The organism is Massilia forsythiae, from assembly GCF_012849555.1.
GTDB classification, from domain to species: Bacteria; Pseudomonadota; Gammaproteobacteria; order Burkholderiales; family Burkholderiaceae_D; genus Telluria; species Telluria forsythiae.
Genome location: NZ_CP051685.1, coordinates 4,375,158 through 4,391,399, shown reverse-complemented (window position 1 = coordinate 4,391,399; position 16,242 = coordinate 4,375,158). Strand labels below are relative to the sequence as shown.

The window sequence follows — 16,242 nt, the reverse complement described above, 5'->3', positions numbered from 1 at the left end:
CTCGGTGCAATGCCAATTTCAAAAAGAATTTTCCATAACTAGAAACAGAGGAGACATATGAAATCGCACGTACCCGCACGTCCTTTCGCCTTGAAGCTCACCGTGACCGCGCTGATGGGCGCCGGCCTGCTCAGCAGCGCCTCGGTGTGGGGCCAAGCGGCCGCCGGACAGGCCGAGCCGGCCGACACCCAGACCGTGGTCGTCACCGGCGTCAAGGCTTCGCTGATCAAGAGCCTGGCGATCAAGCGCACCAACGACCAGGTCGTCGAATCGGTGGTTGCCGAAGACATCGGCAAGCTGCCCGACAACAATGTCGTCGAAGCGCTGCAACGCGTGACCGGGGTGCAAGTCACCAACCGCACCGGCGGCGAAGTCGGCACCTTGTCCATCCGCGGCCTGCCCGACGTCCAGACCACCTGGAACGGCCGCACGATTTTCACCGCGTCCGGCACCCAGGTCGCGCTGCAGGACATTCCCTCGACCCTGGTGCGCCAGATCGACGTCTACAAGACGCGCGACGCCAGCCAGCTGGAAACCGGCATTGCCGGGCAAGTCGACGTCAAGTCGCTGCGGCCGTTCGATTTCAAGGGCCAGAAAGTGTCGCTGTCGGCGCGTGAAACCTATCTCGATCCCGCGAAAAAGGCGAACCCGCAACTCAGCGCCATGTACAGCAACCGCTGGCAGACCGGCGCCGGCGAATTCGGCGCCCTGGTCAATCTGTCGGATTCCAGGACCAAGTACCGCAACGAGAGCGTGACGCCGGGCGCGATGGTGCCGTTCGCCAGCCCGAATGCCGCCGAACTGCCACCGGGTTATACGCCGCTGCAGCGCATCACCGACACCAGCATCTGGACGCCCGGCACCAATACCGGATTGCCGACGGCAGCGGGTTCGACGCTGAATTTCAACGGCAAGGCGTATCCGTATTACCTGTCGCGCGACGCCATTTTCCAGAGCGACGTCCAGGGAGAACGGCAGCGTCCCGCCGCGAATATCGCCCTGCAATGGAAACCGGACAGGGATTCGGTGTACACCTTCGAATCGATGTACAACGGTTATCGCAACAAGTCCTTCAACCAGCTGCTGTTCAGCTTCGTCGACTGGTGGGGCGATCTCGGCAGCAACCCGGCGGGAACGATCACGACCTACCCGGGAACCAACATCATCAAGAGCCGCCAGGTCGGCAGCGTGTATGGCTTCAACAGCGGCGACTACACCACATCGGCAACCGATTCCTACGTGTATGCGCTGAACGGCAAGTGGGACATCGGCGAGCGCCTGAAGCTGGACGGCGACCTGTCCTACCAGACCAGCACCTACCATTCGGAATTCACGGCCACCCGCATCGATCGCGTCGCGCCATCCATCAACGTCAACTTCAACGACGGCGGCGACAACACGTCGTTCCACTTCAATAACGATGCCGACCTGACCGACCCGACCAAGTGGAACGTCGCCCAGTTCTACGATACCGCCAACCGCAACAAGGGTAGCGCCGCGACGGCCAGCCTGTCGGGCGTCTACGATGCCGACTGGGGCATGCTGCAGACGCTCCACTTCGGCGCGCGCTTCGACGACCGCAAGGCCTCGGAGGCCAACCGCACCCAATCGGCCACCCTGGGCCGCAACCTCGCCTCGCTGGGTGCGGCGTATGCCTCCACCAACGCCAACTTCGGCACCGACATCTCGGACGTGCCACGCTCGTGGCTGGAACCGAATGCCTACTATATCCGCGACCATATCGACGACTGGCGCAAGCTATATAACTCGGTCGACCCGAATTTCCTGACGACGGACCGGCTGAGCCTGCAGAAGACCTTCGATGTCGACGAAAAGACGACCAACCTGTTCGTGATGGGAAATACCCAGAACGAACTGTTCGGCCGGCGCTTGCGCGGCAATTTCGGCGTGCGCTACGTCAAGGTCGATACCGACATGACCTTCTACAAGGTCGATGCCACCACCAAGGTGGTCACGCCGTCCGGCGCCAGCAAGTCGACCAAGAAATTCTTGCCCAGCATGACCCTGATCTACGACCCGACCCAGGACGTGGTGCTGCGCTTCAACTATGGCCAAACCCTGCGCCGCCCGAACTTCGGCGACCTGAATCCCGTCCTGCAACTCGGTGACGACGTGTCGCGGGTGGGCTATGGCTCGGGCAGCGGCGGCAATCCCGACTTGAAACCGACGCGCGCCAAGAACCTCGACCTGACGGCCGAATGGTATTTCCAGAAGGACAGCGCAATCTACGGCACGGTGTTCCAGCGCAAGATCGATGGCCTGGTCGTGAACTTGCGCCACAAGGTGCACGTCGACCCGGCGGACGACCCGTTCCGCAACTCGACCTCGGGCGGCAACCATGCGAACGGCTACGACTACGTCATCAACTCGCCGGTCAATGCCTCCAACGGCAAGATCAGCGGCGCCGAGCTCGGCTTCGTCTACTTCCCGAAGGGCCTGCCGAGCCTGCTGGACGGCCTGGGCATCCAGGGCAGCTATACGCGACTGACCTCGTCACAGAACGTGCCCGAGGCCAACGATGCCGGCGAGATCGTCGCCCAGCTCGAGACCCCGTTCTTCGGCGTGTCCAACCGCTCCTACAACGCCACCCTGGCGTACGAAAAAGGCCCGCTCAGCGCGCGCTTGTCCCAGGTCTGGCGCTCCGGCTTCTTGGCGGGCAACGAAGCTGCCTTGTTCGCCAATCCGATCGGTATCTGGCGTCACCCGGAAAAGAGCGTGGACATGCAGATTTCGTACAGGATCAACGACAATATGTCGGTCGATATCAGCGGGGTCAACTTGACTAATGAGATGCAGAAGCAGTACTACCATTTCGGGAGTGCGGGGAATGCGCAGGTGAGTAATTTTGGTACGGTGCAGATCGGGCGGTCGGTGGCGGCTGGGTTGCACTGGAAGATGTAAGTCTGGGAGTCGAGGAGAGGCTGCCGGCCAGAAAGGGCGTTGCTTGGTTCAGACCTGCAACGCCCATTTCATTAAATTCTACAAATTGCCATTAGTTTGCTGGGTTAGTTAACTCTAATCTGTCAACCTCGTAAAAGACTCACCGAAACAAGCTTTTCAAGCCGGGCAAGCAGAGTTCTGCAAGGGAAGCCTTACCCGCACTCCAATATCAATCGGCTCGGCAGCCTCTTGATTATCGCCGCTTTCTTTTATCCCAAACATTCGATACCGTCCCGGATACCGTATCTGGAAAACGTTGCTGCTGTAGTAGCAAAACTTACCTTAGTCAGTCAGGATTCGCCACGGCGTGCTGTACCTTCCGGTACAAGACCGGCAGGTCCGCGTAAATCGTCTTCCATACGATCCCGTAGTCGACGTTGAAGTAATCATGCGCGACAGCATTGCGCATCTGGTATGCGAATGCCAAGGGAAGTTCGGGATGCCGCGTCGCAAAATCCGGATAATGCTTTTGAATGTTGTTGCTGGCTTCGCAGAGAATATCAAGGTTGCGGACGACGGCGTCTTGTACCAGTTCGTTCCGCAGGAACGCGAGCTCGTCCATATCCTCGGTGTAGCGGTTGATCCTCTCGATCGCTTCCAGCATGTGCGCCAGATAGTCGATCAGGCGCCGCCGGTCCTTGCTCATACCGGCATGGCTTGCGCAAGTACGATGGCCCGGAAACTTTCGGGGAGCGCCTTTGGTGTCAGCACGTCGACCGGTACGCCAAGAAGTTGCAAGAGCTCATGCCGGATCGCACCGATGTCGAGAAGCGTGGTTTCCGGCGTCGGGTCGACGAGCAGGTCCAGGTCACTTCCCTCGGTATCGCAGCCTTGAAGCACGGACCCGAATATGCGGGGATTGGAGGCGCGATGACCGGCCACGATCTTGCGAATCGTTTCCCTGTGTTTCTGCAAGGCGATAGATGGTTTCATGTCGACGAACCGCGTGGCTTCGGTTGGACAGATTTTACCACCTCGATTACAGCGTCCGAACGGTGCCATCGGCTGCAACATCCTTGACACAGATGATTTCGCTGTACATATCCGGCCAACCATTCAGTAGCCGCGCACGACGACTTCGCACGGCATCGCAGGTATAAACCGGCCGCGTCGATCTCGGCCATACGACGTCGACAACAGCTCAGCTGCAAGTTCGCAAGCCACTGTGTCCCGGCTGATAAGTTCACCGAGGTGTACACGTTATAGCCATGTGGACACAAGGCCGGACGCGCGCTATGCTGCTAGCCTCGCGACTCCATGCCATCGTGTTCCAATACCCGTCTGGACCCCGCTTCATGTTACATCCCCTGGCCAGCCTGTGGCGTCATCCGCTGCGCGTGTCGTTCTACGAGTCACGCGCGCTGACCGGAGGTGGCTTGCCCCGGCCGGACGGACCTGGACTGGAATCGCTGGCGGTGCGACGCCGCTTCGCTTCGGCCGACGCCACCGCGGCCTACCTGCGCTACTGGCTGGGCGAACCGGCCGCGCGCGCCGAACTCCAGGCGACCCTGCGCCGCTCCGGACCATCGCTGACGAGCGTTAATGCGGGCGCCGACGGCTGGTTGCGTGCGCTGGCGACATGCATCATGGCCGGCAGCATCGTGGTGGTCGAGGAAAAGACGCACCGGGCCATACCGTCTCGGCTGATCGCGCCGAGCCCGCCCGCCGCCGACAGCGTCGACGATCTATCCCCGCTGAGCGCCACGGCGCTCATGGAGACGCCTGTGCGGGACGTCGACGAGGCGCCGGCCGTCGCCGCGACGAAAGCAGCGACACCGGCCGCGGCGGCGGCATGGGACATGCAGGCGGATGCAGGCACCGAAGCGCGCGAGACGGCAGCCACCGAAACTGCAGTCGATGTGCAGGTCGCACAGGCGCAAGTGCTCGAGGAAGCCGCCCGGAACGGCACACCGTTCTGCGAAATCTGCGAGGCGGCGCGCGTCCCGGTCGATCCCACCCCGCAGGACCGGGAAGCAAGCACGTACCCGCCCTCCCCTGCCGACCATGTCGCGCAAGCAGAAACGCTCGAACAGGCCGCGCAACACGGTACGCCATTCTGCGAAATCTGCGAAACGACGCGCCGGTCGGCCCAACAATCTCTCACGGAAAGCAGGACATGAACGGCAGCGCCCAGCAATCCTTTCGCCGTCTGCTCTGGCGCGATGCCGCCGACGGCGATGGCCAGCATGTCCACTGGATCCTGGACGGCGCGCGCGACCGCGCCATCGTCCCGCTCGTCCGCACCAGCGGGCTGGAACATGTCTGCATGTTCTCGGGGCCCCTGCATCCTCGCCTGGAAGCGGCAGCGCCCTATCTCGTGCGCCTGCCCGCCTCGTCCGAGGCGGCCTGCGAATTGCTGCGCCGGGGCTGGGGGCGCTCCTGGGGTATCTTGATCACCGCCGATGCCGCTCTTACGCTCGATCAGTTGCGCCTGCACCTGAAGAAATTCTTGCGCGTCAAGACCGAAGATGGCAGGACGCTGGCGTTCCGCTACTACGATCCACGCGTGCTGAACATCTTCATTCCAACCTGTACCAACGCGGAATTCAAGACCTTTCTCGGTCCCGTGACGCGGCTGCTCGCCGAGACCAATGGTGGCGCCGCGGCCCGGGAATTCGACCTGGAAGACGACATCCTGCGCGTGCGGGACCATGCCGACATCGCCCTCGGGCCGGGATGAGCGAAGTGCGCACTCCAATGGGCGAAGCTGGCGCCGTGAGGCGACAGCACCGACCGGTCAACCTGGCGGCTTCAGATAGCGCCAATGGTTGCCATGCCGGTGCACCAGTGCGATGTCATAGGCCGGCGCGAGGCCTTGGTCGTTTTCGAACACAAGGCTGTAGCCGGGCGCCGGATAGGTCGGGGAAAACACGGTGACCCTGGCGTTGTACACCCGGCAAAACATCATGATCTCGGCATCCGATCCCCAGCGGCTGAGCTGCGAGGAACTCTTAGCGTACTGCCGCATTTCCGCAATGTAGTCCGGCGTGATTTTCTGCCTGAGGCAAAAGACGGGATATCTCCCATACTCGTCGCAAATCCTTTCTCGTATCGTCACGTCATCGGTGCCGACGATCCCGTGTCCCGCTTCGTACAGCCCCCCCCCCCAAAGCGTAGAACAGGCAATTGCCATCGCTTGGCACGTCGCATTCGATGCCGCGGACCGCTACAGCGGCGTCGAACTGCAGAACCGTCCGCAGTGCTGGAGGAGCCGTCCGGCTGGACAGGAACTTGGTGATCCAGGCGGCATTCTTGAATTCGCTCGTGCGACCGGTGCGCATGACCATGGGTGCGACCGTCTTCCCCGTGTGCGCGTCGGTGCGCACCGCATGGATGTTCCCGATCGGCATGAGTCCTTTGCTCAGGTTGCCCAAGTCGTCGCGGTAGACCAGCAAGCCGCCGCGCTGCTTTGCCATGCGGCGCATGAGCTCGATCAAGCGGGCCTCGTGATAATTCACCAGCCAAGAGGCAATATTCCGGTAGGCGCCGGACCGTTGCACATCGTCGGTACGCACTCCGGCATGGAATTGCAGGAAATCTTCCCTTACCAATCCGTATTTCTGCAGGTGGATCTTCGGGTCATATCCATCACCAGCGTCGCTGCCAGGGAAGGACGGGTACTTGGCGACATGCTCGGCCGCCACCCGATCACGTTCGATGAAAGCGGGAAATGTGGTTTCGCGTTCTTCGGCGATGGCGAGCGCTACCTTAATCCTCCCGTTCAGGTTGAGAGAGGTGACGTGCAAGGGCGCTGCCTTTAGATAATCCTCCAGCGTGAACAGGTAGGCAAACACCTTCCCGGCATATGGCCATACCGTATTGCCGTCGGCATCCCAATTCGGATTAAGGATCTCGTTTTCATGGCCGCCATAGGCTTTCATACCATAGGCGTACTTCAGCGCATGGCGCGGCATGTCGCCGGTCGAGACCATCGGATTTGCCGCGTTGAACAGGCCGTCCCACAACTTCCATTCGTCGCCGTCGCCCTTGGCCTTTCCCGGGGCTTCTTCGCCACTCCTGGCCGTCGCCTGCTGCCGCAGATATTCGCCGATCAGGGCGAAGCAGCGATCGTAATTGTTGGTGTACAGGTCCTGCAGCGCTTCGCCCGCATTCTCGTAGCGATAACCCGACGTCTCGACCGGGCCAGATTTGCGCTTTTCCAGCAAGACGCCGCGTAACTCCTCGGCGTATTGCAGCAGCCTGGCATCCACGGTCTCGTCGTATTGCCCGTCGTAATACCGTTCCGCGGAAATCCCGACCTCGACAAACACGGAAGGACTGAAGGTCGGCAGCCGGGTCTCGAACTTTTCTCGGCTGTTGCGCCGTTCGATTGGCGTGAATCTGTAGGTATTGTAGGTAATGCCCCGGTATTGTGCGATAAAGAACCGGGTCTTGAGTGCCTTCAACGCCTTCAAGTCCTGGTTGGCGAAGGCCGCGCGCGCGGCCAGGAAATCCTTTTCCTCCTGGACCGTCCATGCAGGTTCGTGGTAGACCTGCGCGATACCGATTTCCTGCCCTTCCTTGACTTCGGCGGCAAGTCTGGCGACCTTGGCGCCTTCGTCGTCGAATCGCTTGACCAGTTCCTTGATGCCGGAACAATGCACGCCCCAGTCGGCCAGGCTTCCGCTCGACAGCTTTTCCCGAGAGTTACGCACCTCGCCCGCCACCATCTTCTCCAGATCCTTGACGGCGCCACGCAGGTAGGCGCCTTTGTTGCGCTCGTTCGAAAACTCTTTCGAACACAGCGTTTGCTGGAACCCGGCGGCAAATTTGTAGGCCGCGTCGCGCTGCGCCAGCGCCTTGCACAAATCGTCCCGCAAACGGTCGACCCGCGATACCGCATTGCGCACCGTCGTTAGGTCCGGCGCAGACGAGGCTAGCATCTTCTCGATGTCGCGCACGGCATTGCTCCCGCGGCTGTAACACGTCTCGATGTCGTCCGCCAATGCCGCGACCGGCGCGAATGCGGCCTTCGCACGCTTGCAGATGTCGCTCCTGTTATCCTCTGTTACGCCCGTACCTTTCAGCATCGTCTCAAGGGTGTCATCGAAGGACGCCATTGCGCTCCCGACCCGTTCGTCTAGGGCTGTATGCGCCGTCACGGTCTCCACCAACGCATCGGCACAAGCCCGTAGCCCATCCAGGATGGGGGCGCAAGCTTCGTCGAAATCGCGCCCGATCTTGTCCGTCCTTCTTGAGGCGTCGACCTGTTCCTTCTTGACCCGCTGCAGTACCTGGTTGGCGTCCGGCGTGCAGTCGTAGGTGCGGAACGTGCGCTCTTCGCCGTCGTCCGAATCCTCGGAGGCATAACCGCTCAAGTCATGCTTTCCCGCCTTGTCGGGGAAATACTCGCGGAATAGCTTCTCGCGCGCTACCTCTGTCTTTTCGGAGCCGCCCTGGATATCCTCGGCCAGCGCGGGATCGACCTCACGCAGCCTGGCTAGGACCTGCAGTGCTTCTTTGTTACCAGGGCCGCTGCTGGCAACCAGGTCGAGATAGCGCAGGCGCAACGCAGTCAGCAGCTTGTCGTGGGCGGCCCGCACGTACTCGTACAGCGCCGCCTCCGCTTCCGGTGCATCCTTGTAGGGTTCCAGTCCGCACAACGCATCATGAAGCGCGTATAAGTTCTCTTCCTTCAAGCAATCGTCCACGTGGCGATACGACGCCACCAGGGCGCCCTCCGGCCCGGGCACCGGCACGCCGCGATTTTCGAAGACAGCACTCATGGTCGGTCAGCAGCCATGAACAGACACCAGCATGTCGCGCGTGGCACCGTCGGCCTCCCCGGTGGCTTCGAGGTCGTGATTGACCTGGAACAGCCGTAGGGCGGCAGCCAGGGCGCGTGCCGCATCGATACCTTGCGACTCGTCCTGGCTCTGCGGCAGCAGGTAACTCAGGTGGACAAGGCGTGACTTTAGTCCGGACTCGGTGGTAACTGGATCGAGATGGCCGACATGGACGGCGAATGCCTGCCCGCCCTTCAGTTGCAGGGTGCCTTTCGCCGCGCCTTGATCGACCGCCACCTCGGCCACGTCATACGCGGCCAATGTCCCGCCCTCGGCCACGCCATCGATCTCCATCAAGTACTTGACCGGATCGTCGGGGTCACCTTCGACCCGGATCCGTACGAACAAGGGCACGCCCCGGCGTTCGAATTCATTGAGCCGTTCCAGCACCACCGGAACCTTCCTGACGCGTAATGTCGGCAGCGCCAGGATGTCGCCGGGATACAGGATGCCTTCCGCCCGCAGGTCCGCAGCCAGCGCCCGGTTGGCGTCGAGCGCCATGACGGTGCCTGCGAAGAAGCCGTGTGCCACGGCGAGCGTATGCACGCAGTCACCCTGGACAACCTCGATGGTAGTGGCCGCGGCACGCGGCGCGGCGGGCGGAGTAGTGGCGCCAACCGGCCCCCATGCCTCTTCGTCCAGGCCGGGAAAGGACAGGGTCCATTCGCCTTCGGCGAGCCCTTCGACGCGGGTGGAGCCGTCGGCCCGGGTTTTCCCGCGTACAGGGCGCGCCGCGCCATTCGCCAGTTCGTAGGTTTCGCCGCCGATCGTCACGCCATCCGCCCCGGCGAGGCGGATCTCGCACCAGCTTCCCTGGCGGCACGGCTGTACCGCGGACAAGGGAGGCGCGGCTGCCGAAATCTGCGCCGCTGCCACATCTCCTGCGCGCAACTGTCTTTCGATCGAATCAGTCACGCTCGAACGCCTCACGGGCGCCGGCGCTGGCAGCCTGCTTCGCCGCGCGGCGCAATGCTTCGGCGTGTAAATGGGCGAGGCGGTCGGCCGGCGCGATGGCGGCATCGTCCAGCACGTCCAGCACCCACTCACGCGTGGTAAAGTCTTCGCCGTGCAGCAGAGCGAGCGTGGCGAAACGCAGCGCATCATGCTTGCCGGCCCCGAGCCGAGCCGCCGTTCCCACGCAGTGGTCGAGCAACGCATGCCGGCCAGCGTACGGCAGCCGTCCCCACTCTTTAGGAAAATGCCGCTCGAGATGCACCGCCGCGCGCCGTACCGTTGCGACGCGCGCCAGCCGCTCGAATTCTGCCATCTGTGCCTGCCGTATCACGAAGAAGGACATACGGTCATTTCCGGTCGTTGGAACAAGGATGAGTATCGGCATCTCGGCACATCCCGTCAAGACGGTGCTGCCTGGCAGCTAGCCCTTCTATGCAAACTTGAGTTCTTTGCCGCGCGCCGAATTGCATGTTTGGCAGGCTGGTTTAAGGTTCATCAAGCCATGCATGCATTGCGACTGCAGCAGGGCCTTTTCACCCGCATCGACAACGAAGCTGTACAGGACAGCGCCGTCGTCGTTCAAAGTATAGCGATCGTTGATATTGAAGCCGCCCAGCCCAAACCGCCCAGGCCGTGTCAGCACGGGCTCGAGTTGCGCGCCTGCCGTAATATGCTGCAATACTATCTTTCCCTTGCCGCCACGCGGCCCCTCCATGGTCAGGCCGAATGCGCGGAATGTCTTCAAGACCGCCTCGATCTCGCCGCCCGACTGGGGACGCTGATGGTCGACGGTCAAGTTTCTCATTGGAAGCACCAGTCCACAGATCATGCAGGGAGCGCTCCAGACCTCCCGTGTACTGGAGTCTCCCGCTTCGATATACATGAGCCACCGCTTCTTCACGTCATAGAGTTTCTGGAAAAGTATGTCATCCGTGACATTGCCGTACTGGGTCCTGGCGAAGGCGACGCTGCTCACCATTCCCGCCCTGGCGTAGAGCGGCCCCATTTTCAACGCTGTCGTCGTGACAGGCGGCATGGTTGTGACGAGTTCCACGTCATAGCCGTCGTTTCGGCGTAAGACCTTCAGCTTATAACCAGCCTTCGCGACTTCCTTGCCGGTCTCTAGCGTTACGACGTTGAACAGATAGGGACGCGACGACGTGGCCTTACGCAGGACCTTTTCGATGGTGTCTTTCAGGTTAATGATGATTCGTCTCCCAGGTGCGTCTCGAGTTCGTTGCGCATTATCTCGTATTTTTGCGAGTATGAAAAAATACTTCAGCCAACGCAGCTTCAAGCTCGAGGTCGTCCGTATGGTCAAAGAACAAGGGCTCAGCATCTCGCACGTGAGTCAGACAATGGATATCGGTGTGACCGCGATCCGACGTTGTATCGAGCAGTACGAAGCTGAGCAGCAAGGCCAGCCAGGCATTGGCCAGCCGCTCACTCCCGAGCAGCAGCACATTCGCCAACTGGAGCAGGAAAACCGCCAACTTCGTAGTGATGTGGACGTCCTAAAAAAGCATCGGCCTTCTTTGCCCGCGAGCTCAAGTGAGCTACCGGCTCATGGTGAACCGCGGTGTTGACCCAGCGGCCCAGACTGTCCAGGAGTTCGCGTGTGACCGGGCTGAGGTGTACTGTCAATAGTGGACACGTCCGTTTCAAGCAGCCAGCGGCTGTCTGCTGAATTCTTCGGCAAACGATGCTGGCGATAGGTACCCGAGACGCGAATGGCGCCGCTGACGGTTATAGAAAATTTCGATGTACTCCGTGATCGCGGACTCCGCGTCAGCTCTGGTCGCATATCTCTGGTAGTGGATCAATTCGTTTTTCAGGCTCCGCCAGAAGCTTTCCATGGGCGCGTTGTCGTAGCAGTTCCCCTTGCGCGACATGGAGGCCTTCATGCCGAACTGCTCGACCAGTTTGCGATAGTCGTCCGCGCAATATTGGGCGGATTCAACCGGTCGTCGCAACACTATATTGTTGTACAGATTTTAGGTACTCGTCCAGTGCTTCGGCCGGCGTCTTCCAACCAAGTGTTTTACGGGGCCTAGAATTGAGTGTATTGGCAATGGCGTGGAGTTCGCGGGCGCTCCACCGAGATAAATCAGTACCTTTTGGGAAGTACTGCCGCAAGAGGCCGTTCGTATTTTCGTTTGTGCCGCGTTGCCATGGACTGTGCGGATCGGCAAAGAAGACCTTTACCCCAGACTCGACCGTGAATCGCGCGTGATCAGACAGTTCTTTTCCACGATCCCAAGTCAATGACTGCCACAAAAGGGCCGGCATGTCAGCGACGGTATTACTGAGCGCGTTGGCCATTGTGACAGCTCCGTAGCCAGCTAGCGCAGGGCCATTCTTTGTCTTGGGTATCAAACCGTAGCCTTCCTCGCGAGGCAGATGGACAAGCATGGTAAATCGGCTTGATCGCTCGACCAGCGTTCCGATGGCCGACCGATTCAAACCGATGATCAGGTCGCCTTCCCAATGTCCCGGCACGGCACGATCTTGGACTTCTGCAGGCCGGTTGGAGATCATTACATCCTCGCTCACGTGTGCCCAGGCTTTGGCTTGTGCTCTCGTCCTCGGCATGCGTAATGCCCGCCCAGTGCGCAGACAACTAACCAGCTCGCGCTTAAGAGCTCCTCGGCCTTGGATATAGAGTGCTTGGTAGATGGCTTCGTGAGAGATGCGCATGGATTCGTCATCCGGAAAGTCAGTCCGCAGGCGGTTGGAAATCTGTTCAGGCGACCAACCAGTGACCCATTTACGGTCGCCGCGATGTGGCTTGTTTCTTCCTATGAACGGTGCCGATTCCGGCCCAGAAATGTCATGGCCATCAGCGTCGCGAACCTGTCCCTGCAAGCGGCCTTGAACATAGTCGTGCAACCGTTGATTCGTCACCAGTTTCGAAGGCTTGGGTCTTCTAGCAACGAGTTCGGCCTTCCACTGCGCAACCGAAGCTCGATACTCAAGTCGGCCGCAGCGTGTAGCAGCATTACGTCTTAGTTCTCGGGAGACCGTTGATGCACTGCGGCCGATCTGGCGAGCAATCTCTCGGATTCCGATACCTTGACACGAAAGAAGGCCAATCTCTTCTCGCTCTGTGAAAGACAGGTATCTTTTAGATATTGGACTCAACATGGAAAGTGGCATGCCGCCATTATGACGAAACCAGCGCGCCCCAACTGCCTGCGATACGCCAACCGCCTCAGCAGCCTTCTCAGTTGTAATACCCGTCGCTATTTGCTCCCAGAATCGCCGCTCGGTTTCTCGGCGATGCGACGGCGCCCCTGGTGAGCGCATTGCTCCTCGCCCTGTCAACTTGTGCATCCATCCTGCTGGTCGTCCCATAAACACCCTCTCGATAAAGGTGTTGCGACGACTGGTTGAATCCGCCTTGGCTGCCGCGGTCCGAATGAAGAATCAGGCCTGGCGCCGGCCGCTTGTTGCGTACTGCTCGCCAGAGCGCCTGCGCCGTCAACTCCTGGGTCATTCGTGCGCCCAGCGCATAGCCCACCATCTCGCACGTGAAAACGTCCTTGATGCCCGCCAGATAGAGCCAGCCTTTGTCAGTGGCGACATACGTGATGTCGCTCACCCAGGCTTCGTCTGGCGCTGTCGGCGTAAAGGTCTGTTCCAGCAGATTCGATGCGACCGGATAAGCGTGCTTCGAGTTCGTCGTCGCCTTGAATCTGCGTTTTTGCTTGCAGCGCAGGCCAAGCTCGCGCCGCAGTCGCACGATCCGATTACGTCCTGCTTCAAAGCCTTGTGCGGCCAGTTCTGGCTGCAGGCGCAACGGCCCATACGTCTGGCGAGTCTGGACATGAGCAGCCTTGATGGCGATCTTCAGCTTTTCGTCGTCCTGCGCACGCTGCGATGCTGGACGATCCAGCGCCGCGTAATAGCCGCTGCGCGACACCTCAAAGACACGGCACAACAGGCCAAGCGGATACTTGAGTCGCACCGTCTTCATGAACGCGTACCGGGCAGCGACTTCCTCGCAAAGTACGCGGTGACCTTTTTAGCACTTCCTTTTCCATCCGCTCCACGGCCAGTTCTTTACGCAGCTTTGCCAACTCGGTTTCCAGTTCCGCGACGCTTCGGCTGCCCGGTAGTGCCGCTGGGTCCGTGCTGCGCTTCGCCGCGCTCACCCAGTTGGCCAGCGTCCCTTTCGGCACCTCGATCCACTGGGCGGCCTGTTCCTGCGATAAGCCCTGTTCCAGCACCAGCTTGACTTCTTCGGCCCTGAACTCAGGCGTGTATGTTTTCAATTTCATGTGTTCGCTCCTTCCGACAAGTTTAACAATCGGAAGTGTCCGAAAAAGTCAGGGTACCTCAACGCATCCAGCGCCGCTTCGGCCAGCTCGGCGTTGGCAGCGTGGTAGATCGGCTTGAGCGCCGCTGCCAGTTCCTTACGGTCCTTCCAAGCCGCAAGCGTCGTCGAATTGCGGATCAGGTGCACGATGCACGTCTGAATCTGCGCCTGCTATCGTTCATGACATGAGCTCACAAGCGAAGAAACCGTCGCGTTCTATTACGTTGCAGGCCGGTGTCCCTGGACTTGAGCTTACGGGGTACAGGTCGATGAGCATAGATGCCTCCGATACCATGCTTATCGGCACGCGGTTACGGTGCGCCCCTCCCTTTGTATTCAGCCATTCGGCACATTCCGATACCATGGCGGGAAGCGAGCTTAAAAATGGTATGGGCACTCTTCAATGCCAACGCCCTGACCCAACACCATGCTCAATACCATTGAATTCACCCGTATAGAATCACTTGGGCATGCACAGACCCGCCCCATCCGACAATGAAAAAGCCGTTGACCATCCACACTTGATGATCAACGGCTCTTCATTTTTCAGTTTAAAATCAGTTACTTAGATAATCCGGTCACTCCCACTCAATCGTCGCCGGCGGCTTCCCCGAAATATCATAAACAACCCGATTAATCCCGCGCACCTCGTTAATGATGCGATTCGAGACTTTGCCCAGCAACTCATGCGGCAAATGCGCCCAATGCGCCGTCATGAAATCCAGCGTCTGCACCGCCCGCAAGGCCACCACGTAATCATACGTGCGTCCATCCCCCATCACCCCCACCGACTTCACCGGCAGGAACACGGCAAACGCCTGGCTGGTCGCCTCGTACCAGTTCACCGGCGCCTTGCCGGCATCGATGCCCGGCACATGCAGCGTTTCGAACGGTGCCTTGCGCAATTCCTCGATGAAGATCGCATCCGCCTCGCGCAGCAAGTCCGCATACTCGCGTTTCACCTCGCCCAGGATGCGCACGCCCAGCCCCGGCCCTGGGAACGGATGGCGGTACACCATGTCGTGCGGCAGGCCCAGCGCCACGCCGAGTTTGCGCACCTCGTCCTTGAACAGTTCGCGCAGCGGCTCCAGCAATTGCAGGTTCAGCGTGTCCGGCAAGCCGCCCACGTTGTGGTGGCTCTTGATGGTCTGGCCCTTCTTGCCCTTCCCCGCCGATTCGATCACGTCCGGATAGATCGTCCCTTGGGCGAGCCAGCGCGCCGACGTCAACTTGGCGGACTCGGCCTGGAACACCTCGACGAATTCGCGGCCGATGATCTTGCGCTTCTGCTCCGGGTCGCTGACGCCGGCCAGGTGGCCCATGAACTGGTCGGACGCGTCGATGCGCAGCACCTTGACGCCCAGGTTCTTCGAGAACATGTCCATCACCATCTTGCCCTCGTCCTTGCGCAGCAGGCCGTGGTCGACGAACACGCAGGTCAGCTGGTCGCCGATGGCGCGGTGGATCAGGGCCGCGGCCACGCTGGAGTCGACGCCGCCGGACAAGCCCAGGATGACTTCATCGCTGCCGACCTGCGCGCGGATCTTCTCGACCGCTTCGCTGATGTAGTCCGGCATATTCCAGTCGCTCTTGCAGCCGCAGATCTCGTGCACGAAGCGGCCGATGATGGCTTCGCCCTGGGTCGTGTGGGTCACTTCCGGGTGGAATTGCAGCGCGTAGAAGCGGCGCTCCTCGTCGGCCATGGCAGCGATCGGGCAGCTGTCGGTCGAGCCCATCAGCTTGAAGCCGGCCGGCATGTCCAGCACCTTGTCGCCGTGGCTCATCCAGACCTTCAGCATGCCGTGGCCTTCATCGGTGACGAAGTCGTTGATGCCGTTCAGCAGCTTGGTGTGGCCGCGCGCGCGCACTTCGGCATAGCCGAATTCGCGCACCTTGCCGTTCTCGACCTTGCCGCCGAGCTGGGCCGCCATGGTCTGCATGCCGTAGCAGATGCCGAGCACCGGCACGCCGAGTTCGAACACGGCTTGCGGGGCGCGCGGGGAGTCGCCTTCCAGCGTCGAGTTGTGGCTGCCGGACAGGATCACACCGGCGGCGCCGTAGTTGCGCACGAACTCGTCGCCGATGTCGTAGGGGAAGACTTCGGAGAACACGCCGGCGTCGCGCACGCGGCGGGCGATCAGTTGGGTAACCTGGGAGCCGAAGTCGAGGATGAGGATTTTCGAATGCATGTGGTTTTTCAATGGCAAATACAAGAACGCGGCC

General features: G+C 60.6%; 12 protein-coding genes and 4 pseudogenes. 4 read left to right on the top strand and 12 right to left on the bottom strand.

Annotated features, from left to right (window positions below):
- Positions 1–57 precede the first annotated feature (57 nt).
- A complete protein-coding gene (locus tag HH212_RS18655) occupies positions 58–2,922 on the top strand; it encodes a TonB-dependent receptor (RefSeq protein WP_170203863.1) in 2,865 nt (954 codons plus the stop codon).
- Between the two features lie 325 nt (positions 2,923–3,247).
- On the opposite strand, the gene HH212_RS18650 is transcribed toward HH212_RS18655, so the two are convergent.
- Positions 3,248–3,607: a HepT-like ribonuclease domain-containing protein gene (locus HH212_RS18650; protein WP_170203861.1), complete on the bottom strand. Its 360-nt coding sequence runs from the start codon at positions 3,605–3,607 to the stop codon at positions 3,248–3,250.
- Positions 3,604–3,894, bottom strand: coding sequence for a nucleotidyltransferase family protein (locus HH212_RS18645; RefSeq protein WP_170203859.1), 291 nt, complete (start codon positions 3,892–3,894; stop codon positions 3,604–3,606). The genes HH212_RS18650 and HH212_RS18645 overlap by 4 nt, the downstream gene beginning before the upstream one ends.
- A 362-nt stretch (positions 3,895–4,256) precedes the next feature.
- On the opposite strand from HH212_RS18645, the gene HH212_RS18640 reads away from it, so the two are divergent.
- Both HH212_RS18640 and HH212_RS18635 read left to right on the top strand, forming a co-directional pair.
- Positions 4,257–5,081, top strand: a complete 825-nt coding sequence (locus tag HH212_RS18640) for a hypothetical protein (RefSeq protein WP_170203857.1) — start codon at positions 4,257–4,259, stop codon at positions 5,079–5,081.
- On the top strand, positions 5,078–5,641 hold the full coding sequence (locus HH212_RS18635) for a DUF4123 domain-containing protein (protein ID WP_170203855.1): 564 nt from the start codon (positions 5,078–5,080) through the stop codon (positions 5,639–5,641). Before HH212_RS18640 ends, HH212_RS18635 begins: the two co-directional genes overlap by 4 nt.
- Positions 5,642–5,698: 57 nt before the next feature.
- Here HH212_RS18635 and HH212_RS18630 read toward each other — a convergent pair whose 3' ends face one another.
- From HH212_RS18630 to HH212_RS18610, 5 genes are read right to left on the bottom strand one after another with little or no spacing between them, the layout of a single operon-like run.
- Positions 5,699–6,019 (bottom strand): OTU domain-containing protein, encoded by a 321-nt coding sequence (locus tag HH212_RS18630; RefSeq protein WP_170203854.1) that lies wholly within the window; start codon positions 6,017–6,019, stop codon positions 5,699–5,701.
- A gap of 1 nt (position 6,020) precedes the next feature.
- A complete protein-coding gene (locus tag HH212_RS18625; RefSeq protein WP_170203852.1) occupies positions 6,021–8,687 on the bottom strand; it encodes a hypothetical protein in 2,667 nt (888 codons plus the stop codon).
- A gap of 6 nt (positions 8,688–8,693) precedes the next feature.
- On the bottom strand, positions 8,694–9,662 hold the full coding sequence (locus HH212_RS18620; RefSeq protein WP_170203850.1) for a peptidoglycan-binding protein: 969 nt from the start codon (positions 9,660–9,662) through the stop codon (positions 8,694–8,696).
- Positions 9,655–10,086 (bottom strand): hypothetical protein, encoded by a 432-nt coding sequence (locus HH212_RS18615; RefSeq protein WP_170203848.1) that lies wholly within the window; start codon positions 10,084–10,086, stop codon positions 9,655–9,657. Before HH212_RS18615 ends, HH212_RS18620 begins: the two co-directional genes overlap by 8 nt.
- Before the next feature lie 45 nt (positions 10,087–10,131).
- A complete protein-coding gene (locus tag HH212_RS18610; protein ID WP_170203847.1) occupies positions 10,132–10,998 on the bottom strand; it encodes a hypothetical protein in 867 nt (288 codons plus the stop codon).
- Here HH212_RS18610 and HH212_RS27845 point away from each other — a divergent pair.
- A pseudogene (locus HH212_RS27845) lies at positions 10,886–11,224 on the top strand (transposase); the annotation flags it as partial. The gene HH212_RS18610 and the pseudogene HH212_RS27845 overlap by 113 nt on opposite strands.
- 138 nt (positions 11,225–11,362) lie before the next feature.
- Here the strand turns inward: HH212_RS27845 and HH212_RS18600 are convergent.
- From HH212_RS18600 to guaA, 5 genes and pseudogenes are all read right to left on the bottom strand, one after another.
- A pseudogene (locus HH212_RS18600) lies at positions 11,363–11,653 on the bottom strand (integrase core domain-containing protein); the annotation flags it as partial.
- Between the two features lie 4 nt (positions 11,654–11,657).
- The gene (locus HH212_RS18595; protein WP_170203843.1) at positions 11,658–13,034 is read right to left on the bottom strand and encodes an IS30 family transposase; all 1,377 of its coding nucleotides are present in this window, start codon (positions 13,032–13,034) and stop codon (positions 11,658–11,660) included.
- A gap of 67 nt (positions 13,035–13,101) precedes the next feature.
- Positions 13,102–13,981: pseudogene (locus HH212_RS27420) on the bottom strand (IS3 family transposase); the annotation flags it as partial.
- 50 nt (positions 13,982–14,031) lie between these two features.
- Positions 14,032–14,181 (bottom strand): annotated as a pseudogene (locus tag HH212_RS18580) (transposase); the annotation flags it as partial.
- A gap of 416 nt (positions 14,182–14,597) precedes the next feature.
- Positions 14,598–16,208, bottom strand: a complete 1,611-nt coding sequence (gene guaA / locus HH212_RS18575) for a glutamine-hydrolyzing GMP synthase (protein WP_170203838.1) — start codon at positions 16,206–16,208, stop codon at positions 14,598–14,600.
- Positions 16,209–16,242: the final 34 nt, after the last annotated feature.